This is a genomic window from Chromobacterium vaccinii (genome assembly GCF_000971335.1).
Lineage (GTDB): Bacteria > Pseudomonadota > Gammaproteobacteria > Burkholderiales > Chromobacteriaceae > Chromobacterium > Chromobacterium vaccinii.
Genome location: NZ_JZJL01000019.1, coordinates 37,381 through 64,316, shown reverse-complemented (window position 1 = coordinate 64,316; position 26,936 = coordinate 37,381). Strand labels below are relative to the sequence as shown.

Sequence of the window (26,936 nt, the reverse complement as noted above, 5' to 3'; positions counted from 1 at the left end):
TTTTCTATCAATGGATTGTTTTTAATCTTTGTGTAAATGCTCGAGTAATAGGATATTGAAAGTTATGTCTTATTTGATTTAACCTTACGTCCATATCGCAGCTAAACCGCGCAAGCGGAGGTTCCCGGCAAGGGATGCCAGATGCGATGAAGCTGAGCATTGTCCAGCCATGGAAGGCGAAAGACGGCTGTTTTCAACGACGTCCGCCGCCGATCTTCAGGGTTTTGCCCGCCTGTTTTTTCAATCTGATGACGAACGACTGTCAGATGGCTTTGATTAGATTTGATGTATTTTGTGAAATCTGATTATTGCTTTGTTGAAAATTGGCGGCGGCGAAGCCGGCTTCGGACAGGCTCGGCGCCGGAACATCTCAAGTGCAGGCAGGGATCGCAAGATTGCCGAAGATGCCTTGACTTGTCGGACAGCTCTTCAACTTCTGCCCCCTGCGGGCAGGCAATCGGGCAAATGCACTGCCTGCAATTTCAACGGAGACTATTAAATGAAACAGATCGTAACCGCAGCTTTGATCGGCTTGGGCGTGTACTCTTCCGGCGCCATGGCCGCTGACGGCAAAATCACCGTCACTGGAAACATCGTTGCCCAGACCTGCACCATCGCCGGCACTTCCGGCTCCAACGTCACCGTGAACCTGCCGACCGTGGGCGCTTCCTCGTTGGCCAGCACCGGCCAGACCGCCGGCGCCACCCCGTTCGCGATCAACCTGAGCAACTGCCCGTCCAGCCTGAAGAGCGCGCAGACCCGCTTCGAAGTGGGCCCGACCGTGAACCCGACTTCCGGCAACCTGCTGAACAGCACCGGCGCCGGCTCGGCTTCCAACGTTGAAGTTCAGCTGCTGAACAACACCTTCAACGCCATCAACCTGAGCACCAACGCCAACTCGCAGCAAGTCGCCATCAGCGGCGGCGCCGCCACCATGGGCTACTACGCCCAGTACATCGCCACCGGCGCGGCTGGCGCGGGTTCGGTGAACACCAGCGTTCAGTACTCGATGACCTACCAGTAACAGGCGTCATCCGGCAGGCGGCCCGCGAGCCGCCCGCCGGCATCTTTTGCATGGAGGCGGGTTAGGAAATGAAACAAGCAGTATGGCGAGGAGCGCTCGCCCTGGCGATCGCCGGCTCGGTATGGACCAGCGCGGCCTCGGCCGGCGTGGTGATTTCCGGAACCCGCGTCGTGTACAAGGCGGAAGACCGCGAAGTGACCGTCAAGGTCAACAATCCGGGCAAGGAACCGTCCCTGGTGCAGGTGTGGGCCGACAGCGGCAACGAGAAATCCGTTCCCGACACCGCCGACGCGCCTTTCCTGATCATGCCGCCGATTTTCCGCGTGGACCCGGCCAAAGGCCAAACCTTGCGCCTGACCTTCACCGGCGCCGATCTGCCCAAAGAGCGCGAGTCGGTGTTCTGGCTGAATGTGCTGGATGTGCCGCCGCTGCCGAAGGCCGGCAACGAGCAGCGCAATTTCATGCAAGTGGCTTTCCGTTCCCGCATCAAGCTGTTCTATCGTCCCGCCGGCCTGCAGGGCACGCCGGACGATGCAGCCGACAAGCTTTCCTGGACTTTGCTGCCGCAGGCCGGCGGCAAGGGCTACATGCTGCGCGCGTCAAACCGCGCCGCGTACAACGTCTCGCTGAACCGGGCGATGCTGCTGGTGGGAAAGCATGAGTACGAAACCGACGGCGGCATGGTGCCGCCGGGCGGCAGCCACGACTTCGCGCTGAAGGACTTGAAGCTCAAGCCGGACGCCGGCGCGAAGCTCACCTACGAAAGCATCAACGATTACGGCGCCCCAGTCATGCACAGCGCGCCCTTAGCTCCCTGATAATTCCAGCGTAGGCCTGCCGGGGCTGCGCGCTCCCGCAGGAGACGATCTAGCCATGAAGCACTTGATGACACGACAGTCCGATAACAGCTGGGCCCTTAGCCCGCTCAGCTTGTTGATTTTCGGCTTGTTCGGCGGCCAGGCTGCCTTGGCGGATACGTCCGCGGCGGAAAACGCCGCGCTGGGCGATGTGCAATTCAATCCAGTCTTCATCAATCAGAATTCCAACGGGAAAAAAGTCGATCTTTCCCGTTTCAACCAGATGGGCGGGGCTTTTCCCGGCAATTACCGCGCCGACGTCTACGCCAATGCCGTCTGGATCGGCCGCCGCGACGTGCAGATGAAGGAGCTGGCCGAAGGCAAGGTGCTGGCCTGCTTCAACCGCGCGATGATGGACGAGCTGGGCGTGGACTTCGCCAAGGTGGGGAATGCGGCCGGCGTCCCGGGACGGGATGAGCCCGCCCGCTGCGTCGACATCGCCGCGGTGGTGCCCGGCGCATTCTCCAGCTTCAACAGCTCGGATCTGCGCCTGGATGTCAGCATTCCGCAGAAATACATGCGGGCCCAGGCGCGCGGCTACGTCGCGCCCGAATACTGGGACGCCGGCGCGCCGTTCGCCGGCTTCCTCAATTACAACGCCAATGGCTATCGCTACGACAACGGCGGCGCCGGCAAGTCGACGCAATATTATTTCGGCGCCAACGCCGGCCTGAACATCGGCTTGTGGCGCTTCCGCTATAACGGCTCGCTGACGCAGCAGGACAGCGGCAACGGCCGGAGCCAGCGCAACTACCAGGGCGCGTCCGCCTATACCCAGCGCGATGTGACCGACTGGCACTCGGTGTTGACCCTGGGCGATTACTTCACGCCCTCCGACATGTTCAGCAGCGTGCCCTTCCGCGGCGTGCAGCTGAGCTCCGACGACCGGATGTTGCCGGAGTCGATGCAGGGTTACGCGCCGGTGGTGCGCGGCGTCGCCGAGACCAACGCCAAAGTATCGATTCGCCAGAACGGCAATCTGATTTACGAGAACGTGGTGCCGCCGGGCGAGTTCAGCATCGACGATCTCTACAACACCGGCTTCTCCGGCGACCTGGAAGTGACGGTCACAGAGGCGGACGGCCGCGTGCGCAAATTCGTCGTGCCTTACGCCGCCGTGCCCCAGCTGCTGCGCGAGGGACAATCGCGCTATGCGATCACCGCGGCGCAATGGCGCGACAACTCGCTCAACAAGCGGCCCGATTTCGTGCAGGCGACCTACCAGCGCGGCATCAGCAACAGCCTGACCCTGTACGGCGGCCTGATCGCCGCCGACCATTACCAGTCGGCGCTGTTCGGCTCCGGCGTCAATACGCCGCTGGGCGCGCTGGCGCTGGATGTCACCCAGTCCTGGGCCAGCAATCTGCCGTTCAACGCCAGCGCCGCCAATATGCAGGGCCAGAGCTATCGGGTGACCTACAGCAAGCTGATGGAGTCGACGCGCACCAACTTCACGGTCGCCGCCTATCGCTTCTCCACCGATGGCTATCTGGAACTGCGCGACTACGCCAACCTGATCAACCAGGTCGGCGTGGTTTACCGCGCCAAGAACAAATTCCAGCTCAATGCCGACCAGCCGCTGGGCGATGGCCGCGGACAATTGTTCTTCACCGGCTCCACCCAGGATTACTGGAATCAGAAGGGCCGGGATCTGACTTACCAGCTGGGTTACAGCAACAGCTTCAAGTCGGTGAGCCTGAATCTGTCCGCCGGCCGCACCCAGGATTCGACCGGCCGCATCGTCAACCAGTACATGCTGAGCCTGTCGATGCCGCTGGGCCGCGAGCCGTATTCTCCGCTGCTGAGCACCAGCGTCAGCGGCAGCAGCGATCGCAGCGGCAACGCGCAGATCAATCTGAGCGGCACCACCGGCGAATTGCGCAACCTCAGCTACAACGTCTACGCCAGCGGCAGCCGCAGCAGCGCCGGCGCCAACAGCAGCGGCGGCGGCGGCAGCGTGCAATACGCCACCTCGGTGGCGACGCTGACCGCGGGCGCGAGCTCGAGCGGCGGCAACTCCCAGGCGAATGCCGGCATCAGCGGCGCGCTGGTGTTCCATCCGGGCGGCGTGACGGCGGCCCAGTCGCTGGGCGAATCCTTCGCCGTGGTCGAGGCGCCGGGAGCCGAAGGCGCGGCGGTGAGCAACACCAACGGCGTGCGCGTCAACAAGAACGGCTACGCGGTGGTGTCCTCGCTGATGCCGTACCGCCGCAACGAGATTACGCTGGATCCGAAGGGCATGGATCAAGACGTGGAATTGCAGGAAACCAGCGTGCAGGACGCGCCGCGCGCCGGCGCCATCGTGATGCTGAAATTCAACACCCAGCAGGGCAAGCCGGTGATCGTGACGCTGAAGCGTCCGGACGGCAGCCATCTGCCGGTGGGCGCGACGGTCAGCGGCGGCGACGATTTCCTCACCATGGTGGGCCAGGGCGGCCGCGCCTTCCTGCGCGGCGTGGAAGGCAAGCCGCTGACGGCGAGCTGGGGCAGCGATGCCGGCCAGCAATGCCGTTTCAGCTACCAGTTGCCGCAGAAGACGGGCGATGCGGCCTATATGCGGACCGATGCCGTTTGCGAGCCGCTGTGATGTTTGGCGCGAGCCACTAGAGATACCGGGAAAGCGATAGGAAAATGAAGAAACTGATCTGCCGCGGAATATATGGATGGCTGCTGGCGCTGATGCTGGCCATGCCGCTGACCAGCCATGCGCTGGGATGCTGGAACGGCAGCAACAGTTCCGGCAACGTCACCTCCACTTTCAATCTGCCGGGCAATTTGTTTGTCTCCGCCAACGCGCCGGCCGGCACCATCATCTGGCAGTCATCATTGCAGAATCTGAGCCTGTACTGCTCGCAGAGCATAGGCGAGAACGTGTATTTCTGGGTGAATCCGAAGAGAGTGGCTTTGGCCCCCGGCTTGCAGATCGGCATCATCTTCAACGGTCAGACTTACACCCAGAGCAGCGGCGCTATCGATACCGGCATCTATGTGCCGAGGGGCGGTTCCGTCAATCGGGTCTTGCAGTATTCCATCGTGTTGCTGAAGACCACTGGCGCGCCGTCCAGCGGGACTTCTTCGGTCAACCAGTATTCGGTATTCCAACTGGACGGCATCGGCGGCATCAATGCCGCGCCCGGCATCAACTTCAATCAGCTGATCAACGGCAGCGTCACCTTCACGCCCGGCGGCACCTGCGATCTGAGCGCGAACGGGCAGTACACGGTGAATCTGCCCACGGTGGCCAGCGGCCAGTTCGCGTCGGTGGGCAGCGCGCTGTCCCGCTATGCCTTCACCATCACGGCCGCCAATTGCTCCACCGGCGTGAGGACGGCGACTTTCCGCTTCTCGGGCACGGCCGACTCGAACAATCCGGTGCTGTTCGCCAATACCGGCGGTTCGGCTCAGGGCGTCGCCATCAACTTTGGCAGTTCGGCCGACGGCGCCAATATCGGCGCCAACAACACCAACAACACCCGGGTGGTGAACGTGCAGTCGCAGATGGCGCAGCTGGGCGTGTTTGCGGAGTACATGCGGACGGCCAACGTGGTGGCGGGCAGCCTGCAGACGGCGATCACGATCGACATGTTGTACCAATAGCCGATCAGTCTGCGGCGACAATGAAAAAAGCCTTCGGCCAAATGGCCGAAGGCTTTTTTGCGTGGTGTCGGGTCAGTTGTAGACGATGGTGACCAGTTGTCCGTTGCTTTGAGCGGTCGAGCCGGCCATGTTGACGGCGGCGATGCTCAGCGACTGGGTATTGTCCATGCCGGAGCAGGATTGCCCGGACGCCATTTTGCGGGCGGCCTGGTATTGGCGGGGATTTTGCGCGTAGCTCAGCAAGGTGCTGCTGTTCTGGGCGCAAGGTTCCTTGACGATGGAGCCGCTGAAGTTGACGGTGCCGCCGTTGGAGGCCATGGCAAAGCCGGATTGCAGAGCGGCCAGCGCTGCCAGAGTCAGTATGGCTTTTTTCATTTGAGTCTCCCTGTTGGCGGCCCGCGAGCTGTTGTTCGTGGGTTTATAAACAAATTATTTAAATTAATTCGTTTATATTTAATTTGTTCTGTTAGGCAAAGTATAGGCATAGGAATTGTAAACATCAAGCCTATGTTTAATTGAATTATTAATAATAAAAATTTAAAAATAGCGAGCTGGCCGCAGCGCGCGGCTTTGATTGGCGCCGCGGAGGGCGGCTTTTCGGCAGGGATAATTTCAAGTTATTGCATTTTTGCGGGATTGCTTGATTTTTGGCTGTTGCCGGGGAACGACGGAGGGGCTGGCGCGCGAGCCATGGCATTTCTGGGAGGTTGATGCCGATGGCATGGAGGCAAAAGCCCCCTCGGTGGAGGGGGCGGCCGCGGGGGCAAGGTGCGGTGGCGATGGGGTGTGCTTAAGGTTCAGTGGCGATGGATGTCGTTGCGAAAGGTTTCCTTCAGGAACAGCAGGCTTACAACAAGGCTGACGGCGTAGACCACGATCGGGTACCACAGGCCGTACAGGATGTCGCCGGTATAGACCACCAGCGAAAAGGCGACGGTCGGCATCAGCCCGCCGATCCAGCCGTTGCCCAGGTGATAGGGCAGCGACATCGAGGTGTAGCGGATGCGGGTGGGAAACAGTTCCACCATCATCGCGGCCAGCGGGCCGTAGGTCAGCGCCGAGATCACCGACAGCAGCACCAGCACCAGGATCACCATCGCGTGGTTGATCTTGGCCGGGTCAGCCTTGTCCGGATAACCGGCGGTTTTCAGCGCGTCCTGCAGCGCTTTCTTGTCGAAGCCCTGTTGCACGGTTGCGCCGATGTGGACTTCGGTGACGCCGGCCGGCGCGGCTTTTTGCTGGTAGGGCACGCCGCTCTTGGCCAGCAGCGCCTTGGCCTGGTCGCACGGGGTGTTCAGCTTGGCTTTGCCGATGGGGTCGAATTGGAAGTGGCAGCTGGCCGGGTCGGCCACCACCGTCACCGGGGCGCGGGACTGGGCTGAGGCGACGTCCGGGTTGGCGTAGGCGGTCAGCCAGCTGAAGGCGGGGAAGGTCAGCGCCAGGCCCAGCGCCAGGCCGGCGATCAGCACCGGCTTGCGGCCGATGCGGTCGGACAGGTGGCCGAAATACAGGAACAGCGGCGTGGTCAGGATCAGCGACGCGATCAGCATCAGGTTGGCGGTTTGTGGGTCGACTTTCAGGATCTGCGTCAGGAAGAACAGCGAGTAGAACTGCGCGCAGTAGAAGGTCACCGCCTGGCCGCCGTTGAAGCCGAACAGCGAGATCAGCACCACTTTCAGGTTGGCCCAGTTGCCGAAGGCCTCGCTGATCGGCGCCTTGGAGTGCTTGCCCTCGGCCTTCATTTTCAGGAAGGCCGGCGACTCCTGCATCGACAGCCGGATCCAAGTGGAGATCGCCAGCAGGAAGATGGACAGCAGGAAGGGCAGCCGCCAGCCCCACTCGTTGAAGGCGTCGCCGGTGAGCTTGCGGCAGGCCAGGATCACCAGCAGCGACAGCAGCAGGCCGGCGCCGGCGGTGACCTGGATCCAGCTGGTGTAGCCGCCGCGCTTGTGGTCCGGCGCGTGTTCGGCCACGTAGATGGCCGCGCCGCCGTATTCGCCGCCGATAGCCAGGCCCTGCAGCATGCGCAGCGACACCAGGATCAGCGGCGCGGCGATGCCCAGCGTGGCGTAGCCGGGCAGCATGCCCACCAGGAAGGTGGACAGGCCCATGATGACGATGGTGGCGAGGAAGGTGTACTTGCGGCCCACCATGTCGCCCAGCCGGCCGAACACCAGCGCGCCGAACGGCCGCACCACGAAGCCGGCGGCGAAGGTCATCAGCGCGAAGATGAAGGCGGTGGTCTCGTTGACGCCGGAGAAGAACTGCTTGCCGATGATGGCGGCCAGCGCCCCGTACAGGAAGAAGTCGTACCATTCGAACACCGTGCCTAGTGACGAGGCGAGTATCACCTTGCGCTCGGCGCGGCTGATGCCGGCGGTGGAAGCCGCCGATGCGATGCTGTTGCTCATGTCCAGGTCTCCTTTGCGGGTGGGGACGGCGTCCGTATCGGCGCCGCTTGCTTGTTGTCCTGCTCTATCATCTGCGCCGCCTTGGCGGCGATCATCAGGGTGGGGCTGTTGGTGTTGCCGGAGGTGATGGCGGGCATGATGGACGCGTCCGCCACGCGCAAGCCGGCGATGCCGCGCACCCGCAGCCTGTCGTCCACCACCGCCAGCTCGTCGCGGCCCATCTTGCAGGTGCCCACCGGGTGGAAGATGGTGGTGCCGATCCGGCCGGCGGCGTCGATCAGCTGCTCCTCGCTCCGGTACTGCAGGCCGGGCCGGTATTCCTCGGGCAGGTAACGCGAGAGAGCCGGCGACGCGGCGATGCGGCGCGTCAGGCGGATCGCCGCGGCAGCGACGCGCTGGTCTTGCGGATGGCTGAGATAGTTGGGCTGGATCAGCGGCGGCGCGTCCGGGCGAGCGCCGCCGATGGCGACATGGCCGCGGCTCTCGGGCCGCAGCTGGCACACCGAGGCGGTGAAGGCGGGGAACGGGTGCAGGGGCTCGCCGAAGCGTTCCAGCGACAGCGGCTGCACATGGTATTCCAGATCCGGCGTGGCGACGTTAGGGCCGCTGCGGGCGAAGGCGCCGAGTTGGCTGGGCGCCATCGACAGCGGCCCGCCGCGCTTCCACAGGTATTCCCAGGCCATCGCCAGCTTGCCGCTCCAGCTGGCCGCGCGGCGGTTCAGCGTGGAGGCGCCTTGAACCTTGAACACCAGCCGCAGTTGCAGGTGGTCCTGCAGATTCGCGCCGACGCCGGGCAGAATACGCAGCGGCGCAATGCCATGGCTCGCCAGCAAGGGCGCCGGGCCGATGCCGCTGCGCTGCAGCACAAGGGGAGAGCCGATGGCGCCGGCGGCGAGGATGATCTCGCCGCGGCAGCGGGCCTGCAGCGGCATTCCCTGTTGCATAAATGCGATAGCGGCGGCGCGGCCGTTTTCCAGGATCAGCCGGTCGGCCTCCGCGCCGGTCAGCACCGTGAGATTGGCGCGATCGCGGATCGGCCGCAGGAAAGCGCGCGCGCTGCTCCAGCGCCAGCCGCCTTTCTGATTGACCTCGAAGTAGCCGCAGCCGGCGTTGTCGCCGGTATTGAAATCGTCAGTCGGAGCGATGCCCTGCTCGGCGGCTGCGGCGCGGAAGGCGTCCAGTATCTCCCAGGACAACCGCTGCCTCTCCACCCGCCATTCGCCGCCATGGCCATGCAGCGGACGCGCGGCGTCGAAATGGTCTTCCATGGCGATGAAGTGGGGCAGCGCGTCGCGCCAGCCCCAGCCGCGGTTGCCCTGCGCCTCCCAGTGATCGTAGTCGGCGGCCTGGCCGCGCATGTAGATCATGCCGTTTATCGAAGAGGAGCCGCCCAGCACCTTGCCGCGCGGGTAGCCCAGCGAGCGGCCGCCTAGCCCGTCTTCCGGCGCGGTGCGGTAGCACCAGTCGGTGCGGGGGTTGCCGATGCAGTAGAGGTAGCCTACAGGGATGTGGATCCACGGGTAGTCGTCGTTGCCGCCGGCTTCCAGCAGCAGCACGCGTTTGTCCGGATCGGCGGACAAGCGGTTGGCCAGCAGGCAGCCGGCGCTGCCTGCGCCGACGATGATGTAGTCGAATTCGCCGCTGAGCATGGCGGGATGCTCCGGTCATGTCGTTGTCGTAGCTGGCATCTAAACCGAAGCGGAGGCCGCTGGGAATAGCCAGCGGGAAACAACGTATGTTAATTTTTTAACAGGCGGCGGCGAATTGGCCGCCGTTTTCGTGTGCAAACGCACAACACCCATCGCGGGGAGGACCATGTTCGACTGGAACGATGTCCGCTTTTTCCTGGCCTTGCAACGCAGCGGCAAGCTGTTGAGCGCGGCGCGGCAGATGGGCACCACCCATGCCACGGTGGCGCGCCACATCGCCGCGCTGGAGCGGGTGCTGGGCCAGCCGCTGTTCATCCAGCAGGCGGACGGCTACATGCTGACCGCCGCCGGGCGCCAGTTGCTGCCCTTGGCCGAATCGCTGGAGAACACCGCTTCGCAGATGCTGGACAGCGGCAGCAGGGGCCATGCCGAGGTGAGCGGCGTGGTGAGGCTGGGCGCGCCGGAGGGGCTGGGCGCGCTGTTTCTGGCCCGCCACATGCCGGCGCTGATGGCGCAGTATCCGGGATTGGAGATCGACCTGGTGGCGGTGCCGCGCTTCGTCAGCATCACTAGCCGCGAGGTGGACATCGCCATCGCGCTGGAGCGGCCGCAGGCCAATATGGTGGTGACGCGCAAGCTGACCGATTACTGCCTGGGCTTGTACGCCACGCCGGCCTATCTGGCGGGCCATGCGCCGATACGCGAGCGCGAGGATCTGAACGGCCATGCCATCCTCGCCTATGTCGACGACCTATTGTTCACCCGCGAGCTGATGTACCACCATGGACTGTGCCGCCATCCCAGCATGCCCTTGCGCAGCACCAGCGTGGTGGCGCAGAAGGAGGCGGCGCTGGCCGACGGCGGCATCGCGGTGTTGCCTTATTACACGATTTACGATGATCCGCGGCTGGCGCAGATCCTGCCCGAGCTGCGCATCGTCCGCTCCTACTGGATCAGCGCGCGCAGCAACATCCGCCGCACGCTGCGCTACCGGGTGGTGTGGGACTACGTGGTGGACTTGTGCCAGCGCATGCAATGGCTGCTGTTGCATGAACCGCAAGATCGATCAATCGAAACCGCCTAGGCTATCCGCATGAGACACGCATACCGGCAATTCGGCCCAGGCACCTTGTACACGGTGCGCCTGCTGCGCGCGCTGGATTATCTGTGGCGCCATCTGGACGAGCCGCTGCTGCTGGACCGGCTGGCGGAGGAGGCCTGCTTCTCGCGGTTTCACTTCCATCGGCTGTACCGCAACCTGATGGGCGAAACCGTGATGGAGAGCCGGCAGCGCATGCTGCTGCATCGGGCTGCCGGCGAGCTGGGGAGGGCGGACAAACCGCTGGCCAGGATCGCGGCGCGGGCCGGCTTCGCCAGCAGCGCCGCCTTCATCCGCGCCTTTGCCGGCCGCTACGGCGAGACGCCGGGCCGCTACCGCCAGCGTCGTCTCATGTTTCTCAATCAAAGGGAGAGGACCATGCGTCAGGTAGAGATTGTGGAAAAGGATGCCGTCAGGGTGCTGATGCGCCATCATCGCGGACCGTATATGGAGATCGGCCAGGCCTTCGACGCGCTGCGCGCCGTCCAGGGGCCGCAGCAGGACGGCGACCCGCCGGGGAGAAGCTTCGGCATGTATCTGGACGACCAGGCGCAGACGCCGGCGGCCGACTGCCGATCCATCGCCTGCGCCACCATGCCGGAAAGACTGTGGGACCGGCAGGTGGATGGTTTCGAGTGGGGCAAGATTCCAGCCGGGCGCTACGCGGCCCTGCTGCATACCGGGCCCTATGCGGAGCTGGAGGAGAGCTGGGACTGGCTGTACCGCCACTGGCTGCCGGCCAGCGGCGAGGTGCCCGGGGACACGCCCTGCGTGGAGGAGTATCTGAATGCGCCCTACGACACGCCGCCGTCCGAGCTGAAAACGCTGCTGCTGCTGTCGCTGGCCTGACCGGGCCTGCGCGCTAAAAAAGCCCGCGTTGTGAAACGCGGGCTTTTGTCCGACCAGGCGAACCGGCTTAGCGGTCCACGTGGTAGTTCGGCGCTTCCTTGGTGATCTGCACGTCGTGGACGTGGGATTCGCGGATGCCGGCCGAGGTGATTTCGACGAACTGCGCCTTCTGGTGCAGGTCGGCGATGGTCGGGCAGCCGAGGTAGCCCATCGACGAGCGCAGGCCGCCCACCAGCTGGTGGATCACCTGGGAGATCGGGCCCTTGTACGGCACGCGGCCTTCGATGCCTTCCGGCACGAACTTGTCTGCGGCGTTGGAGCTGTCCTGGAAGTAGCGGTCGGCCGAGCCCTGGCTCATCGCGCCGAGCGAACCCATGCCGCGATAGGACTTGTACGAACGGCCCTGGAACAGTTCCACTTCGCCCGGGGCTTCTTCGGTGCCGGCGAACATGCCGCCCAGCATCACCGCGTTGCCGCCTGCGGCCAGCGCCTTGGCGATGTCGCCGGAGAAGCGGATGCCGCCGTCGGCGATCATCGGCACGCCGGTGCCCTTCAGCGCTTCAGACACGTTGTGGATGGCGGTCAGCTGCGGCACGCCGACGCCGGCGACGATGCGGGTGGTGCAGATGGAGCCGGGGCCGATGCCGACCTTGACGCCGTCGGCGCCGGCCTTGACCAGATCCAGCGCCGCCTGGGCGGTGGCGATGTTGCCGCCGATCACCTCGACATGCGGGAAGTTCTGCTTGACCCAGCGCACGCGGTCCAGCACGCCTTGGCTGTGGCCGTGGGCGGTGTCGACCACGATCACGTCCACGCCGGCCGCCACCAGCGCCTTGACGCGCTCTTCGGTGTCGGCGCCGGTGCCGACGGCCGCGCCGACGCGCAGGCGGCCCTGGCTATCCTTGTTGGCGTTCGGGTGTTCGCTGGTCTTGATGATGTCCTTGACCGTGATTAGGCCCTTCAGCTCCCAGGCGTCGTTGATCACCAGCACGCGCTCCAGGCGGTGCTTGTGCATCAGTTCGCGGGCTTCGTCGATGCTGGCGCCTTCCTTGACGGTGATCAGGCGCTCGCGCGGGGTCATGATGGAGCCGACGGTCTGGTCGAGACGGGTTTCGAAACGCAGGTCGCGGTTGGTGACGATGCCGACCACCTTGCCGTCTTCGATCACCGGCAGGCCGGAAATCTTGTACTGGCGGGTCAGCAGCACCAGATCGCGCACCAGCATGTCCGGCGCGATGGTGATCGGGTCTTTCACCACGCCGCTCTCATAGCGCTTGACCTTGGAAACCTCGGCGGCCTGCTTCTCGGCGCCCATGTTCTTGTGCACGATGCCGATGCCGCCTTCCTGAGCCATGGCGATGGCGAGGCGGGCTTCGGTCACCGTATCCATGGCGGCGGAAACCAGCGGCAGGTTCAGGGTGATGTTGCGAGTAAGTTTGGTGCTCAGCGCTACGTCGCGCGGCAGAACTTCAGAATGGGCCGGGACGAGGAGGACGTCGTCGAAGGTGTAGGCTTTCTCGATGATGCGCATCGCATTTCCTTAGGCGGCAAAGCCGCATTATACCGGATCGTCAACTGTTCTGCAAAAACAGCGTAATGCGGCGTTTTGCGCGGCCAGGAGGCAGGCTTTACAATCCGGATATAAAGCGATGACAGCGGCGGGATGGTGACGATGAAGTCTTTTCTAGTATGGACGATTTTGGCGGCGTCGCTGATGCCGGCCCTGGCCGCGGCCGAGGTCTACACCTGGACCGACGCCAACGGCAACAAGGTGTATTCCGATCAGCCGCCGCCCAGCGTGAACGCGCGGCGGATGAACGTGCGCGCGCAGCCGGCGCCGCCAGCCTCCGCTCCCCAGGCAGAGAAGAAGGCGGAAAAGAAAACCGACAACAAGGCGGTGGCGTCCGACAACGCCGCCATTTCCGCGGCCAACGCCAAGATCAAGGAGCAGAACTGCAAGTCGGCGCAGACCAATCTGTCCACGCTGCAGCTGAACGGCCGCATCCGCATGCCGGGCTCCACCGCGCTGGCCACCGACGCGCAGCGCAACGAGCTGATCCGCCAAGCCCAGAAAGACGTCCAGACCTGGTGCGCCAAATAGTGTCCAAGCCCGCATTCGATTACCAGAACGTATTGCAGAACCTGCCCGCGCTGCCCGGCGTCTACCGGATGCTGGGGGAGGGCGGCAAGGTGCTGTACGTCGGCAAGGCGATAGACCTGAAGCGCCGCGTCAGCTCCTATTTCCAGAAGAGCGACCTCAGCCCCCGCATCCAGTTGATGGTCAGGCAGATCGCCAGCATCGAGACCACGGTCACCCGCACCGAGGCCGAGGCGCTGATTCTGGAAAACAACCTGATCAAGGCGCTGGCGCCGCGCTACAACATCCTGTTCCGAGACGACAAGTCCTATCCTTATCTGATGTTCAGCGGCCACGCGTTTCCGCAGATGGCCTATTACCGCGGCGAGCCGAAGAAGCCCAACCAGTACTTCGGCCCCTATCCCAACGGCTACGCGGTGCGCGAGAGCATACAGATCCTGCAGAAGGTGTTCCGGCTGCGCACTTGCGAGGACGCGGTGTTTGCCAACCGTTCCCGCCCCTGTCTGCTGTATCAGATCAAGCGCTGCTCCGCGCCCTGCGTCGATCATATTTCCAAAGACGAGTACGCGGCCGACGTGGCCAGCGCGGTCGCCTTTCTCAACGGCAAGCAGAGCGAACTGATAGGCGCGCTGACTGAACGGATGGCCGCCGCCGCCGAGGCGATGGAGTTCGAGCAGGCGGCGGAGCTGCGCGACCAGATCCAGGCGTTGGCGCGGGTGCAGGAAAAGCAGTTCGTCGCCAGCAACCAGAGCCAGCAGGACTGCGACGTGGTGGCGGCGCGGGTGGGCGACGGCATGCCCTGCGTCAATCTGGTGATGATACGCGGCGGCCGCCACCTGGGGGACAAGAGCCACTTTCCAGTCGGCGGCGAGGCCGACACCAAGGAGGAAATCCTGCAGGCCTTCGTCGCCCAGCATTACCAGCACGCGGCGGTGCCGGCCGCGCTGGTGGTCAACGGCGAGCTGGACGAAGCCCTGCAGTCCTTTCTGCAGACCCGCGCGGGCCGCAAGGTCTACATCGTCGGCAATCCGATAGGCGAGCGCCGGGTATGGCTGGAGATGGCGGAGAAGAACGCCGATCTGGCCATCCAGCAGAAGCTGGGCAGCAAGGCCACCCAGACGCAGCGCCTGGCGCAGTTGAACGAGGTGCTGGAACTGGAGGACGCGGGCCGTTTCGAATGCTTCGACATCAGCCACACCATGGGCGAGGCGACGGTGGCCTCCTGCGTGGTGTACGACAAGGGCGCGATGCAGCCCACCGAGTACCGCCGCTTCAACATCACCACCGCTTCGCCCGGCGACGATTACGCCGCGATGCGCGAAGTTCTGTCACGCCGCTACGGCAAACTGGCGGAAGGCGAAGGCCGGCTGCCGGACGCGGTGTTCATCGACGGCGGCAAGGGCCAGGTGGGCGTGGCGCTTGAGGTGATGGGCGAATTGGGGCTGAATTTGCCCATCGTCGGCATCGCCAAGGGCGAGGAGCGCAAACCCGGCCTGGAAACGCTGATCCTGCCTTACCTGGAAAAGACGCTACAATTGCGCCAGGATCATCCGGCGCTGCATCTTATCCAGACCGTGCGGGACGAGGCGCACCGCTTCGCCATCACCGGCCACCGTGCGCGCCGGGCCAAGGCGCGCACCGCGTCGACGCTGGAGGAGATTCCCGGCATCGGCGCCAAGCGGCGCCAGCAGCTGCTGACCCGCTTCGGCGGATTGCGCGGCGTGGCGGCGGCCAGCATGGAGGATCTGGCGCAAGTGGACGGCATCAGCCAGACGCTGGCGGAAAAGATTTACAATGCGCTGCATTGACGATTGAAAACGGCGGGCGTCCCTGATCCAGGCTCGGGGCGCCGGCCGGCGTTGTTGACGAGCCTGAAGCGACAAGACCAAGACCAATGCCCTTCAATTTGCCGATATTACTGACTTGGCTCAGGGTCGCCCTGATCCCCATCTGCGTGGCGGTGTTCTTCCTGCCGGACTCCATTCTGCTGCTGCACAGCCGCAATATCGTGGGGGCCGGCATTTTCGCATTGGCGGCCGCCACCGACTGGCTGGATGGCTATCTGGCGCGCAAGCTTGGGCAGACCTCGGCCTTCGGCGCCTTTCTCGATCCGGTGGCGGACAAGCTGATCGTCGCCGCGGCGCTGATCCTGCTGGTGCAGATGGGCCGCGCCGAGGGCTGGATGGCGATGATCATCATCGGCCGCGAGATCACCATTTCGGCGCTGCGCGAGTGGATGGCCGGCATGGGCAGCCGCAGCAGCGTGGCCGTCGCCTATATCGGCAAGCTGAAAACCGCCGCCCAAATGCTGGCGATCACGCTGCTGCTGTACGACGGCGAGTTGCTGCCGGGGCTGGATGCCCGCGGCTTGGGAAATTTTTCCATGTACGTCGCCGTCATATTGACTTTGTGGTCAATGGTTTATTACTTGCAGATGGCCGCCAAAGAGTTCGCGGGTAAAAAAATAGACGTTTGAGTGTTGACAGCCTCAAGCAAATCTCTATAATTCGCAGTCTCTCGCCGCCGCTGACGAAGCAGCAGCGAGATCAAGCAAAGCGTTGTAGCAAGTTACGCAGCGCGGGAATAGCTCAGTTGGTAGAGCGCAACCTTGCCAAGGTTGAGGTCGCGAGTTCGAGCCTCGTTTCCCGCTCCAGTAGCCTGAAACAATTTGTGATGCGGGAATAGCTCAGTTGGTAGAGCGCAACCTTGCCAAGGTTGAGGTCGCGAGTTCGAGCCTCGTTTCCCGCTCCAAAAATAGTTTGAAACAGTCTGCAATGCGGGAATAGCTCAGTTGGTAGAGCGCAACCTTGCCAAGGTTGAGGTCGCGAGTTCGAGCCTCGTTTCCCGCTCCAGCATCAGACTTGAAACAATTTGCATGCGGGAATAGCTCAGTTGGTAGAGCGCAACCTTGCCAAGGTTGAGGTCGCGAGTTCGAGCCTCGTTTCCCGCTCCAAAATTCAGATTGATCAGATATAATCTGGTCGATTCGCCGGTTAACGGCGGGGTAGCAAAGTGGTTATGCAGCGGATTGCAAATCCGTCTACGCCGGTTCGATTCCGACCCCCGCCTCCAGATATAACCCCGTAAATCCAAGGATTTACGGGGTTTTTCTTTTTCATCCCATACACTTGAAATTGCCAGGCTCGATGGTTTTTCCTTTCTGCATCATTCATCAGCAGGAAAGGCGATAAGCCGCGCGCGGCTTGATCGGGATTTCCGCGCGGAGCGGGCGGTCTGACCGGACAGGACATATCGCATCACGCGCCGGAGGGCGGAAGGGAAAAGAATGGCGAATCGCAGACAGTTTTTGTGCCGGACCGGGATGATCGCCGCAGGCGGCGCGCTGCTGGCGGCTCCGGCCGTAAGGGCGCAGGGAGAAACGGGGGCGCTCTGGATCGATGAATCGCATGCGTCGGCCAACCAGGATTCCCGCGTCCGCACCCTGGTGCTCCATTATACGGCGGAGGACTTTGCGGCTTCGCTCAAGCTGCTGACGGACGCGCAGTACCGGGCCAGCGCCCATTACCTGGTGCCGGATGCCGCAACCCTGGCCGCGAAGCCCGCGGTTCTGAGGCTGGTGCCGGAGAAGAGGCGGGCCTGGCATGCCGGCGACAGCTATTGGCGCGGCGAGCGCTATGTGAACGGCAGCTCGATAGGCGTGGAGATCGTCAACCGCGGCTATCCGTCGCCGCAGCAGGACGACTGGCCGCCGACGTTGCGGGACTGGGTGGCGTTTGACGACGCCCAGATCGCCCTGGTGGGTAGGCTGGCGGCCGACATCATGGCCCGCCACCGGATCCCGCCGCGCAACGTCGTCGGGCATGCCGACATTTCGCCGGGCCGCAAGGTGGATCCGGGGCCGAAGTTTCCCTGGGAGAGGCTGTACCGGGAGTTTGGCGTCGGCGCCTGGCCCGACGAGAACGATGTCCGCCGTTTTCTGTCCCGCCGGCTGCCGACGGACGCGTCGGATTGGCAGGAGCGTTTGACGGCCTATGGCTACGATGCGCCGGAAAGCGGGGCATGGGATGCCGAAACGCGGGCCGTCATCGCGGCATTCCAGATGCACTTCCGGCCCGCTCGCTATGACGGGGAGCCGGATGCGGAGTCGTCGGCGATTCTCGACGCGCTGCTGAGCAAGTATGCCGGACGGGTGCCCGAGGATGAGGAAGCGGGCCATCCATGAGACGAAAGGCCGCCAGTGCCGGCATTTTGTTTACAGTCCATTAACGGTTACGGATGTTACGTTTCTTGCGGTTTACGCTGGCCGCCGCGGTTTGTAACTTGGCGGGGCTTTCCCAATCGGGACCAAGCGCCGCGCGGAGAGGCCGCGTCGGCCGCCATGTCCCCGCACCGGAGTTCCGCGATGATGCGATCCCTGAAATTTCGAACCTTGGCAGGCGTGCTCGGCTGCCTTTCCCTTGTTCCGGCCGCGGCTTTGGCCGCCAATGACGGCGGCGGCGCCGACCTCGGCAAGGCGGTGGAAGCGGTGATTCCGCCGCTGATGAAGGCCAACGACATTCCCGGCATGGCGGTGGCGGTGCTGGCAAACGGCGAAGCCCGCTACTTCAACTATGGCGTCGCCTCCCGGGAGAGCGGCCAGGCCGTGACCCAGGACACCCTGTTCGAGCTGGGCTCGATCAGCAAGACCTTCACCGGCATTCTGGGCGGCTACGCGCTGGCGCAGGGCAAGCTGTCGCTGGATGACAAGGCCAGCCGCTACCAGCCCGAACTCAAGGGCAGCGCTTTCGACCGCATTTCCTTGTTGCAACTCGCCACTTACAGCGCCGGCGGCCTGCCGCTGCAGTTTCCGGATGCGGTCGCCGATCAATCTTCGATGCTGGGCTATTACCGCGCCTGGAAGCCGGGTTACGCGCCGGGCGCGAGGCGTCTGTACTCCAATCCCAGCATCGGCTTGTTCGGGCATCTTGCCGCCCGCAGCCTGGGCCAGCCTTTCGATGAGGCGATGCAGCGGGGGCTGTTGCCCAAGCTGGGTTTGAGCCATACCTTCATCCATGTTCCGGCGGCGGAGCAATCGCGCTACGCCTGGGGCTATTCCAAGGCGGGCAAGCCGGTGCGGGTAGGGCCGGGGGCGCTCGACGCGGAGGCCTATGGCATCAAATCCAGCGCGGCCGACATGCTGAAATACCTGGCGATCAACATGTCCGGGCGGACGGAGCCGGCGTTGCGGCGAGCCATGGATGCCAGCCACGCTGCATATTACCGGGTTGGCGATCTGCATCAGGGCCTGGGTTGGGAGGGCTATCGCTACCCGCTCAGCCTTGAGCGTTTGCTGGCGGGCAATTCCAACGAGATCGCATTCCAGCCGCAGCAGGTGGCGTGGCTGAATCCGCCTCGCCAGGCAGGCGCGGACATGCTGCTGAACAAGACTGGCTCCACCAACGGTTTCGGCGCTTACGTGCTGTTCGTGCCGGCGCGCAAGGTGGGCATTGTGATGCTGGCCAACCGCAACTACCCCAATGCCGAACGCGTCCGGGCGGCTTATCGGATCTTGTCGGCGCTGGATCCGTCGTTGGCGCATGCCGGGAGGTCGTGATCTGGCGGGCGCTTGTTGGCCGCCATTATGACTGTTCTTTTGATCAGGGTTGTCCGAATTTTATGCGTTTATAATTTTTTCATACAAGGACAGTCATAGTTTAGATTCATCAGGCCGGCATGCCGAAGCATCGCCGGCCTGTTGCCCGGCATCCTGCGCCGAATGGGCTCATCGCGCCGAGGGGGAGTTCCGGTATCCGCCGCAGAGGCGGGTTCGCGGCAGTGCAACCTCAGGAGGAAAACGCCATGGCCTCGGTCAACCAGTTCGCTTACGTTCCCGGCACCAGCACCTACAAATTCGCCTATGGCGGATCCATTCCCAACATGCCCGTCGTCAACATGCCCGCCGATACCAATTGGCTGCGCTGGGCGATGCTGAACGACGGCGAGTATTACCGGATGTATTTCTTCAAGGGCAGCAGCGCCAACACGCTTTACCAGGCCGCGTTCAACCCGGCGAGCGGAGCGTACGAGTTCGGCTACAACTCGATCAAGGAGCTGCTGATCACCGGCGCGCCGGCCGATGCCGACGCCAGCAGCCTGGCGATGCTGTACGACAGCGGCACCAAGACCTATCGGCTGTATCTGCGCCGGCTGGGCGCGCCGACGGTGCTGTACCAGTTCGGCTTCAATCGGGAAACCAGCCGCTATGAATACGGCTACAACTCGATTCCCACGCTCAACGTGGCGAAGGCCCCGAACGATACCGACTGGCATCGCTGGTCCATGCTGTTCGACGGCAACGCTTACCGCCTGTACGCGTTCAAGGTGGGCAGCGTCGATACCTTCTATCAGTTCGCCTACAACCGGCAAACGAATCAATACGAGTACGGCTTCGATTCGATCCCGGTGCTGAATCTGGTGGACATACCGGCCAACAGCAACCTGACCAGCATGGCCATGCTGTTCGGGCAGGGCGACTACCGCCTCTACTTCCAGACGCTTTGACGCGCGGCAGGGCGTGGCGGGCGAGATTCCCGCCGCGCGCTTGGATGCCGGATCAGCTGCCGGTCACCACCAGCATCAGGCGGATTTGTTCCGGCGAATCCGCGGCCGGCAGTATCCGGTAACAGTCCCGCCCGCCGGCGCCCGCGCCGCCCTCCAGATGGCATTCCAGCACATTGCAGACGTAGCTCAGCACGGCTTGCCGCATGCTTAGCAGCTCCTCGGCCAGCGACAGCTCGACATAGGGCATGAATTGCTCGTCGGCCTGCGCCCGGGCGGGAAGGCCTGCCTTGCTCAGCAGGCCGGCGATCCGGTCGGCCTGCTGAATGATGTGCTGCCGCGCGTAGAGCGCGTCCAGCTGGGCGCGGTATTGGTCCGCCGCGTGTCTGACCAGTTCGGCATACAGGCTCATCGTTCACCTCGCGTGGAGGAGCGCGGATCGCGCCGGGATGCCGGGAATCTGCGCCGGGATGGGGCTTCATGCTCTAGGTGTAGCCGCTGGCGAGGCGGCGTCGGTCAGCCTCTTGGACAGTTTTTCCTCTTTCACAGGCTCGAGGCGGCGCGTATCACCGCTTTTTCGCGCCGATCGCGGACTTGGTCGATCCGCCGCCGCGCAGCGGCCAGCACTTCCGGGCTGGCCAGTTCCGGCCGGCCGGAGGCGAACGGCGGCGCCGGCGCGTATTCCAGCGTCAGTTGCACCGTCTGCGCGAACTCGGGGCCGGCGATTTCCGCCATCAGGGTCAGCGCCATGTCTATGCCGGCGGTGACGCCGCCGCCGCTGAACAGTTTTCCATCCACCACCACCCGGTCCGGGCAGGGATGGGCGCCGAAGGCCGCCAGGCTGTCCAGCCAGGCCCAGTGGCAGGCGGCGCGGCGGCCTTTGAGCAGGCCGGCCGCGCCGAGCAGCAAGGAGCCGGTGCAGACCGAGCTGAGGTAATCGGCGCCGGCGGCGAGGCGGCGCAGCTGTTCCAGCAGCTCGGCATCCTCCATTGCTTCAATGGTGCCCAGTCCGCCGGGGACGCACAGCAGGTCGCAGCGTTCGATGTCGGCCAGCCGGGCGATGTCAGCGAAGACGACGCCGCCGTCGGCGCGGATGTCGCCGCCCCGGCTGGAGGCCAGCAGGCAACGGGCCCGTGGGAGCTTGCTCAGGAATTCCAGCGGACCGGTGAAGTCCAGCTGGGTGACGCCCGGATACAGCGCGAAAACGATGGTATAGGGGTGGTTCATGATGCCTCCCGGCGGTGATTGACCCCGCAATCATCGGCCGGCTATGCTGTGGCGAAAATGACTAAATTCCAACTTTTCATGCCATGACGCGAGACATCGCCATCCTGTTGTTCGACGGTTTTCAGCTATTGGACGCGGCGGGGCCGATCTCCGTTTTTGAATGCGCGCTCCACTATCGGCCGGGCGCGTACCGGCTGACGCCGCTGACCGTGGCCGGCGGCGCGGCGCGCAGCTCCTCAGGCATCGCGCTGGAAAGCCGGCCGCTGTCCGCGATGCCGGCGCCGGACACGGTGCTGGTGGCCGGCGGGGAGGGCGCGCCTTCCGCGCTGGGCTGCGGGGAGACGCTGGCCTACCTGCGGCGTTGCGCATCGGCTTCCCGGCGCGTGGTCAGCGTTTGCACCGGCGCTTTCCTGCTGGCGGAGGCCGGCTTGCTGGATGGCCGGCGCGCGACCACCCATTGGGCGCATAGCGGGGAATTCTCTCGCCGCTATCCGGCGGTGGCGCTGGATACTGACCGCATCTTCATCCACCAGGGCAACATCTGGACCGCGGCCGGGGTCAGCGCCGGCATCGATGTGGCGCTGGCCTTGGTGGCGGAAGACATGGGCGAGGAGATCGCCCGGCGTTGCGCGCAGCGGCTGGTGGTGTATTACCGCCGCCCGGGCGGGCAGTCGCAGTTTTCGTCGCTGCTGGAGATGCAGCGTCCGGACGGACGCTTCGCGGCTTTGTTGGACCAGGTGCGGCGGAGCTTGGATGGGGCTTGGGACGTGGAGTCGTTGGCTGGGTTTTGCTGCCTGAGTCCGCGCCATTTCTCGCGGCTGTTCCAGTCCGAGGTGGGCATGCCGCCGGCAAAGGCGGTGGAGCAACTGAGGGTGGAGGCCGCGCGCGCCGCGCTGGAAAGCGGCGAGCGTTCCATTCAGAAGGTGGCCCGGCTGTGCGGCTTCGGCGACGCGGAGCGCATGCGCCGCAGCTTCTTGCGGGTGCTGGGGCGGCAGCCGTCCAGCTTGCTGCGCTCGCCGGCAGACGAATGACTCAATGGCGAGATCGCAGCAGGCGTCGGGTTTCGTCCGCCAGTTCGCGCTGAGCCGACGCCAGCAGCTTCATGTCCAGATCCTGGATGGCCAGCTGCTGCGCCTGTTGCTGATTGATGGTCAGCAACTGTTGCTCGCGCAACTGCAAATGCGCGATTTGGGTTTGCAGCGCCGCGCTGCGGCCGAACTGCAGGTCGAGCAGCTGCAGCGGAAACAGCAAGGCGAGCGCGGCGGCGGCGAGCCGGAGCGGCGCGTACGGCGTCATGCCAGCCTCCTCGCCCTGTCATGGGCGGCGGCCAGGCGGGCGTCGTACAGGCTGTCCAGCCAGGCGGGGCCCTGCCGGATGCGCGCCGTCGCGCGCCAGCGGCGTTCGCGCAGGGTTTGCAGCAAGGCGGGGCGCGCGCCCAACAGCCGGACCAGGCCGTCCAGCTGGCGGGCCTCGTTCCTCTCCATTTCCGTCCGGAACGACCGGGCGTCGGCATAGCCCAGCTCCTGCCAGAGGAAGCCGGGCAATCGGTACAGTCCCCAGAGGCAGGACTCGACGGCGACCGTTTCCCCCGCCACGGCGGCCAGCCGCCGGAAACGCTCCCATTCCGCGGATGGGTTTTGATAGCCGCCGCGGATGGGCTTGCACAGCTCGGGATGGCGGCTGGCGATGCGATTGGCGTCCAGGCCGGCCTTCAAGGCTTGGCGATAGGCGATATGGCGCTCCAGCAGGATGCGCGCGCTGCCGTCGGGCAGGAAGCCGCCGTCTTCCGCCTCGGTCTCGCAGAAAGCCTTCAGGCTGGGGGGCGGCAAGCGCAGGCGGTCGGCGGCATCGAGCAGATCCGCCTCGCGAAGCCGACGCGGATCGCGCAGGCCGCGCAGCGCCGCCTGCGTGGCGTCGCCGGCCACGCCGTTGACCACCAGGCCGGCGCGGCGTTGCAGCCGGGCCACCGCTTGTTCAGTGGCCGTTCCATACCATCCATCCACCTCCAGCCTGGAGCCCTGGCTGTTGAGACGGATTTGCAATTCCCGCACCTCCTGGCCGTGCGCGCCCTTGCCCAATGCTTGCATGTGGTTTCTCCGCAAATGGATGCGGGCCGGCATGGCCGGCGCGCTGCTGTGATTGGAGGCCAGTTTAGAAAGCGGCCGGCGCAGGCCGGCAGGGGAACCATGTCAGTGGCGGGGTGGGCGAGAGGGCGAGAGGGGCTCGCATTACGCGGGGGAGGGGCTTTGCCGGGAGCGGGCATTTGGCGGCGGCAGCCGCGCCGGAATCGGCCCGGGCGCTGATTCTGTATCGCCTAGGCTGAAATGAATAAGGAGGCGAGTAAATATATTGATAATGATTCAATGCGGAAGTGTGGTGAAATTCGTCAGTATTTGATAGGCATCGCCAAGGCGTTTTTATCGGAGGGTTATTGATACCGCCCATATACCTAAGATATTGACCGGAAAAACAGCTATTTAGTCGTCATTTGCATATCATCCATTGTTAATCGAGATGATTTTATGCGCGGCGCATTGCCGCCGATTGGCATTTGCCTGCCGCAGCGTTGACAGCTCTGGCCATTGCCGTTAAAGTGCAGCGTCTCATTGGCAGGCAATGCTTTAAAATCAAATCGTTGCCGCTGATAAAACGCGCTGCTAAATCATATCAAGACGAAATAAGCTGAATAATCGGCCGATTCGCAAGCGGCGGGTGATCATCCTGCACTGCCTGGGATGCGATATTTAAAATGCATTGTCAGCCCGCGTTGCGCTGGGCTACAATTGCCCGCTTTGCTGCTGCCCCGGTGGTGAAATTGGTAGACACAAGGGACTTAAAATCCCTCGGCTTCGGCTGTGCCGGTTCGACCCCGGCCCGGGGCACCATCAGCAATCCGGCCGCGGAAACCGTTTTGTCCCTATGCGGGCAGATGGCGGCGTTCATCTTGCTGGATTAAAATTCACATCCTGGCGACGCCGTCGTCTAACTGGACAAGTGGCCGGTTGCACCACGCCTCTTGATTGGGCAGCATGCGCTGTCTTTGCATCAACGGATCTAGATTGAAGTTCATGAAGCCAAATACTGAAACGGCACTCGGTGCTGCTCTCAAGTCTGCAGTCCAAAGCTTGTCCAAGAAAAAGCAGACCGAGATGATCGCGGACCACATCTACGGCAAGTTTGACGTGTTTCGCCAGTTCCGGCCGTTGGCGCTCGGCATTCACGAGAGCCTGATCGCGGCGTTGTCGCAGTTCGATCCGGCCCTGATTTCCCGCGTGGTGGCCAACCATTGCCGCAAGCCGCGCTACCTGAAGTCGCTGGCCCGCGGCGGCAAGCGTTTCGACCTGAACGGCAAGCCGCAAGGCGAGGTGAGCGCCGAGGAGAAGCGCGCCGCCGAGCTGCAGATGCAGCCGAAGAACGCCCCGGCCGCCGAAGCCGAGACGGCGCCGGTCGAGGCCGCCGCTCCGGCAGCGGTCGACGCGGTTCCCGCCGTGGCGGAAGCCGCGCCGCAGCAGGATGGCCAGACCGAGTCCTGATCGATTCCCATTGCGGAAGAAAGCCCTGTCGACCGACAGGGCTTTTTGCATTCCGGCTACTTGAAATGCGGCCGAAAGCCGCCATCTGCCCGCTATCGCCAACCTCAATAACATTGACGACCATGAGTGCACAGAAAGAAACCCTGGGTTTTCAGACCGAAGTCAAACAGCTGCTGAAGCTGATGATCCACTCCTTGTATTCCAACAAGGAAATCTTCCTGCGTGAGCTGATCTCCAATGCGTCGGACGCGGCCGACAAGCTGCGCTTCGAGGGCCTGGCCAAGCCGGAGCTGTTCGAGAACGATCCCGAGCTGAAGATCCGCATCGCCTTCGACAAGGACGCCCGCACCGTCACCATCGCCGACAACGGCATCGGCATGAGCCGCGACGAAGTGGTGTCCCACATCGGCACCATCGCCAAGTCCGGCACCAAGTCCTTCTTCGAGCAGCTGTCCGGCGACGAGAAGAAGGACGCCCACTTGATCGGCCAGTTCGGCGTAGGCTTCTATTCCGCCTTCATCGTCGCCGACAAGGTGACGCTGACCACCCGCCGCGCAGGCGAGGCCGAAGCGGTGCGCTGGGAGTCGCAGGGCGAGGGCGAGTACACGCTGGAGAGCGTGGAAAAGGCCGAGCGCGGCACCGAGATCGTCCTGCACCTGAAAGAGGGCGAGGACGAGCTGCTCAACGATTGGAAGCTGAAGGGCATCGTCCGCAAGTACTCCGACCACATCTCCATCCCGATCGAGATGAAAAAGGGCAGCGGCTACGGCGAGGACGGCGAAGTGGTGGTCAGCGACGAGCTGGAGGCGGTCAACTCCGCATCCGCGCTGTGGACCCGCTCCAAGAGCGACATCACCGAAGAGCAGTACCAGGAATTCTACAAGCACGTCGCCCACGACTTCACCGACCCGCTGGCCTGGAGCCACGCCCGCGTCGAGGGCCGCCAGGAGTACACCGAGCTGTTGTACATCCCGTCGCGCGCGCCGTTCGACCTGTACGACCGCGAGCGCAAGCAGGGCGTGAAGCTGTACGTGCGCCGCGTCTTCATCATGGAAGACACGGAAAAACTGATGCCGCACTACCTGCGCTTCGTGCGCGGCGTCATTGACAGCAACGACCTGCCGCTGAACGTGTCGCGCGAGATTCTGCAGGAGAGCAAGGACATCGACGCCATCCGAGCCGGCTGCGTGAAGAAGGTGCTGGGCCTGCTGGAAGACCTGTCGGCCAACCAGCCGGAGAAATACGCCGCCTTCTGGAAGGAGTTCGGCCAGGTGCTGAAGGAGGGCGTGGGCGAGGACTTCGCCAACAAGGAACGCATCGCCAAGCTGCTGCGCTTCGTCTCCACTGCGTCGGAAGGCGCGGAGCCGACCGTATCGCTGGCCGACTACATCGGCCGGATGAAGGAAGGCCAGGACAAGATCTACTTCATCACCGCTGACACGCTGGCCGCCGCCAAGAACAGCCCGCACCTGGAAGTGTTCAAGAAGAAGGGCGTGGAAGTGCTGCTCTTGACCGACCGCGTCGACGAGTGGGTCACCGGCTCGCTGTTCGAGTTCGACGGCAAGGCGCTGCAATCGGTCGCCAAGGGCGCGCTGGATCTGGGCGCGCTGGAGGACGAGGCCGACAAGGAAGCGCAGAAGCAGGTGGAGGAAGCTTCCAAGCCGGTGGTGGAAAAAGTGCTGAAGGCGCTGGGCGAGCAGGTGAAGGAAGTGCGCGCCACCGCCCGTCTGACCGAAAGCCCCGCCTGCCTGGTGGCGGGCGAGCACGACATGAGCGCCCACCTGGAGCGGATGCTGAAGGCTGCCGGCCAGAAGGTGGAAGGCAGCAAGCCGACGCTGGAGATCAATCCGGAGCATGTGCTGGTGAAGAAGCTGGCCGGCGAAGCCGACGAGGCTCGCGCCGCCGATCTGGCCCAGGTGCTGTACGACCAGGCGCTGCTGGCCGAAGGCGGCAAGCTGGAAGATCCGGCCTCCTTCGTCAAGCGCATCAACAAGCTGATGCTGGAGCTGTCGGCCTGAGCCTGTCCGCATAGATCCCGAGAATGAACCGCCCTTTCGCAGGGCGGTTTTTTTATTGCCATTGTCCTAATATGGG

23 protein-coding genes and 6 tRNA genes are annotated in these 26,936 nt (G+C 63.8%); 21 read left to right on the top strand and 8 right to left on the bottom strand.

The window, feature by feature from the left end; all coding sequences use genetic code 11:
- Positions 1–499: 499 nt before the first annotated feature.
- The 4 genes from VL52_RS11345 to VL52_RS11330 all read left to right on the top strand — a co-directional run bounded on the left by VL52_RS11345 (position 500) and on the right by VL52_RS11330 (position 5,478).
- On the top strand, positions 500–1,024 hold the full coding sequence (locus VL52_RS11345) for a fimbrial protein (protein WP_046157131.1): 525 nt from the start codon (positions 500–502) through the stop codon (positions 1,022–1,024).
- Between the two features lie 68 nt (positions 1,025–1,092).
- Entirely contained in the window at positions 1,093–1,842 is a 750-nt protein-coding gene (locus VL52_RS11340; RefSeq protein ID WP_046157130.1) for a fimbrial biogenesis chaperone, read from the top strand.
- Between the two features lie 55 nt (positions 1,843–1,897).
- Complete coding sequence (locus tag VL52_RS11335) at positions 1,898–4,468, top strand: fimbria/pilus outer membrane usher protein (protein WP_046157129.1); 2,571 nt, start codon at positions 1,898–1,900, stop codon at positions 4,466–4,468.
- 44 nt (positions 4,469–4,512) lie between these two features.
- A complete protein-coding gene (locus VL52_RS11330; protein WP_046157128.1) occupies positions 4,513–5,478 on the top strand; it encodes a fimbrial protein in 966 nt (321 codons plus the stop codon).
- 72 nt (positions 5,479–5,550) lie between these two features.
- On the opposite strand, the gene VL52_RS11325 is transcribed toward VL52_RS11330, so the two are convergent.
- From VL52_RS11325 to VL52_RS11315, 3 genes are all read right to left on the bottom strand, one after another.
- A complete protein-coding gene (locus VL52_RS11325) occupies positions 5,551–5,853 on the bottom strand; it encodes a hypothetical protein (RefSeq protein WP_046157127.1) in 303 nt (100 codons plus the stop codon).
- A gap of 422 nt (positions 5,854–6,275) precedes the next feature.
- Positions 6,276–7,889, bottom strand: coding sequence for an MFS transporter (locus tag VL52_RS11320; protein WP_046157126.1), 1,614 nt, complete (start codon positions 7,887–7,889; stop codon positions 6,276–6,278).
- Positions 7,886–9,538 carry a GMC family oxidoreductase gene (locus VL52_RS11315; RefSeq protein ID WP_046157125.1) on the bottom strand — a complete coding sequence of 551 codons (1,653 nt, stop codon included), beginning with the start codon at positions 9,536–9,538 and terminating at the stop codon, positions 7,886–7,888. The genes VL52_RS11320 and VL52_RS11315 overlap by 4 nt, the downstream gene beginning before the upstream one ends.
- Before the next feature lie 166 nt (positions 9,539–9,704).
- On the opposite strand from VL52_RS11315, the gene VL52_RS11310 reads away from it, so the two are divergent.
- Both VL52_RS11310 and VL52_RS11305 read left to right on the top strand, forming a co-directional pair.
- Positions 9,705–10,622 carry a LysR family transcriptional regulator gene (locus tag VL52_RS11310; protein WP_046157124.1) on the top strand — a complete coding sequence of 306 codons (918 nt, stop codon included), beginning with the start codon at positions 9,705–9,707 and terminating at the stop codon, positions 10,620–10,622.
- Between the two features lie 9 nt (positions 10,623–10,631).
- Positions 10,632–11,486 carry an AraC family transcriptional regulator gene (locus tag VL52_RS11305; protein WP_046157123.1) on the top strand — a complete coding sequence of 285 codons (855 nt, stop codon included), beginning with the start codon at positions 10,632–10,634 and terminating at the stop codon, positions 11,484–11,486.
- 67 nt (positions 11,487–11,553) lie between these two features.
- Here the strand turns inward: VL52_RS11305 and guaB are convergent, their stop codons facing one another.
- A complete protein-coding gene (gene guaB / locus VL52_RS11300; protein WP_046157122.1) occupies positions 11,554–13,017 on the bottom strand; it encodes an IMP dehydrogenase in 1,464 nt (487 codons plus the stop codon).
- 141 nt (positions 13,018–13,158) lie between these two features.
- Here guaB and VL52_RS11295 point away from each other — a divergent pair, with 141 nt between their 5' ends.
- From VL52_RS11295 to VL52_RS11245, 11 genes are all read left to right on the top strand, one after another.
- Positions 13,159–13,587, top strand: a complete 429-nt coding sequence (locus tag VL52_RS11295; RefSeq protein ID WP_046157152.1) for a DUF4124 domain-containing protein — start codon at positions 13,159–13,161, stop codon at positions 13,585–13,587.
- Positions 13,587–15,392, top strand: a complete 1,806-nt coding sequence (gene uvrC / locus VL52_RS11290) for an excinuclease ABC subunit UvrC (protein WP_082113719.1) — start codon at positions 13,587–13,589, stop codon at positions 15,390–15,392. The genes VL52_RS11295 and uvrC overlap by 1 nt, the downstream gene beginning before the upstream one ends.
- Positions 15,393–15,478: 86 nt before the next feature.
- Positions 15,479–16,060, top strand: coding sequence for a CDP-diacylglycerol--glycerol-3-phosphate 3-phosphatidyltransferase (gene pgsA, locus VL52_RS11285; protein WP_021477010.1), 582 nt, complete (start codon positions 15,479–15,481; stop codon positions 16,058–16,060).
- Between the two features lie 101 nt (positions 16,061–16,161).
- A tRNA-Gly gene (locus tag VL52_RS11280) sits at positions 16,162–16,237 on the top strand.
- A 22-nt stretch (positions 16,238–16,259) separates the two neighbouring features.
- Positions 16,260–16,335, top strand: a tRNA-Gly gene (locus VL52_RS11275).
- A gap of 25 nt (positions 16,336–16,360) precedes the next feature.
- A tRNA-Gly gene (locus tag VL52_RS11270) sits at positions 16,361–16,436 on the top strand.
- A gap of 25 nt (positions 16,437–16,461) precedes the next feature.
- Positions 16,462–16,537, top strand: a tRNA-Gly gene (locus VL52_RS11265).
- 45 nt (positions 16,538–16,582) lie between these two features.
- Positions 16,583–16,656, top strand: a tRNA-Cys gene (locus tag VL52_RS11260).
- Between the two features lie 214 nt (positions 16,657–16,870).
- Complete coding sequence (locus VL52_RS11255) at positions 16,871–17,767, top strand: N-acetylmuramoyl-L-alanine amidase (protein ID WP_046157121.1); 897 nt, start codon at positions 16,871–16,873, stop codon at positions 17,765–17,767.
- Positions 17,768–17,950: 183 nt separating this feature from the next.
- Positions 17,951–19,138: a class C beta-lactamase gene (gene ampC, locus VL52_RS11250; protein WP_046157150.1), complete on the top strand. Its 1,188-nt coding sequence runs from the start codon at positions 17,951–17,953 to the stop codon at positions 19,136–19,138.
- A gap of 245 nt (positions 19,139–19,383) precedes the next feature.
- On the top strand, positions 19,384–20,085 hold the full coding sequence (locus VL52_RS11245) for a hypothetical protein (protein WP_046157120.1): 702 nt from the start codon (positions 19,384–19,386) through the stop codon (positions 20,083–20,085).
- 52 nt (positions 20,086–20,137) lie between these two features.
- On the opposite strand, the gene VL52_RS11240 is transcribed toward VL52_RS11245, so the two are convergent.
- Together VL52_RS11240 and VL52_RS11235 are read right to left on the bottom strand one after the other, a co-directional pair.
- Positions 20,138–20,494: a hypothetical protein gene (locus VL52_RS11240; protein ID WP_046157119.1), complete on the bottom strand. Its 357-nt coding sequence runs from the start codon at positions 20,492–20,494 to the stop codon at positions 20,138–20,140.
- Between the two features lie 131 nt (positions 20,495–20,625).
- On the bottom strand, positions 20,626–21,309 hold the full coding sequence (locus VL52_RS11235) for a DJ-1/PfpI family protein (protein ID WP_046157118.1): 684 nt from the start codon (positions 21,307–21,309) through the stop codon (positions 20,626–20,628).
- A gap of 83 nt (positions 21,310–21,392) precedes the next feature.
- Here VL52_RS11235 and VL52_RS11230 point away from each other — a divergent pair, with 83 nt between their 5' ends.
- The gene (locus tag VL52_RS11230; protein ID WP_046157117.1) at positions 21,393–22,340 is read left to right on the top strand and encodes a GlxA family transcriptional regulator; all 948 of its coding nucleotides are present in this window, start codon (positions 21,393–21,395) and stop codon (positions 22,338–22,340) included.
- Position 22,341: 1 nt separating this feature from the next.
- On the opposite strand, the gene VL52_RS11225 is transcribed toward VL52_RS11230, so the two are convergent.
- Entirely contained in the window at positions 22,342–22,605 is a 264-nt protein-coding gene (locus VL52_RS11225; protein WP_046157116.1) for a hypothetical protein, read from the bottom strand.
- The gene (locus VL52_RS11220; protein ID WP_046157115.1) at positions 22,602–23,396 is read right to left on the bottom strand and encodes an N-acetylmuramidase domain-containing protein; all 795 of its coding nucleotides are present in this window, start codon (positions 23,394–23,396) and stop codon (positions 22,602–22,604) included. The genes VL52_RS11225 and VL52_RS11220 overlap by 4 nt, the downstream gene beginning before the upstream one ends.
- Positions 23,397–24,109: 713 nt before the next feature.
- Between VL52_RS11220 and VL52_RS11215 the strand changes: the two genes are divergently transcribed.
- From VL52_RS11215 to htpG, 3 genes are all read left to right on the top strand, one after another.
- Positions 24,110–24,194 (top strand) — tRNA-Leu (locus VL52_RS11215).
- Positions 24,195–24,377: 183 nt separating this feature from the next.
- The gene (locus VL52_RS11210) at positions 24,378–24,842 is read left to right on the top strand and encodes a ProQ/FINO family protein (RefSeq protein ID WP_046157114.1); all 465 of its coding nucleotides are present in this window, start codon (positions 24,378–24,380) and stop codon (positions 24,840–24,842) included.
- Positions 24,843–24,964: 122 nt separating this feature from the next.
- Positions 24,965–26,860, top strand: coding sequence for a molecular chaperone HtpG (htpG, locus tag VL52_RS11205; protein ID WP_046157113.1), 1,896 nt, complete (start codon positions 24,965–24,967; stop codon positions 26,858–26,860).
- The last annotated feature ends 76 nt before the right edge of the window (positions 26,861–26,936 follow it).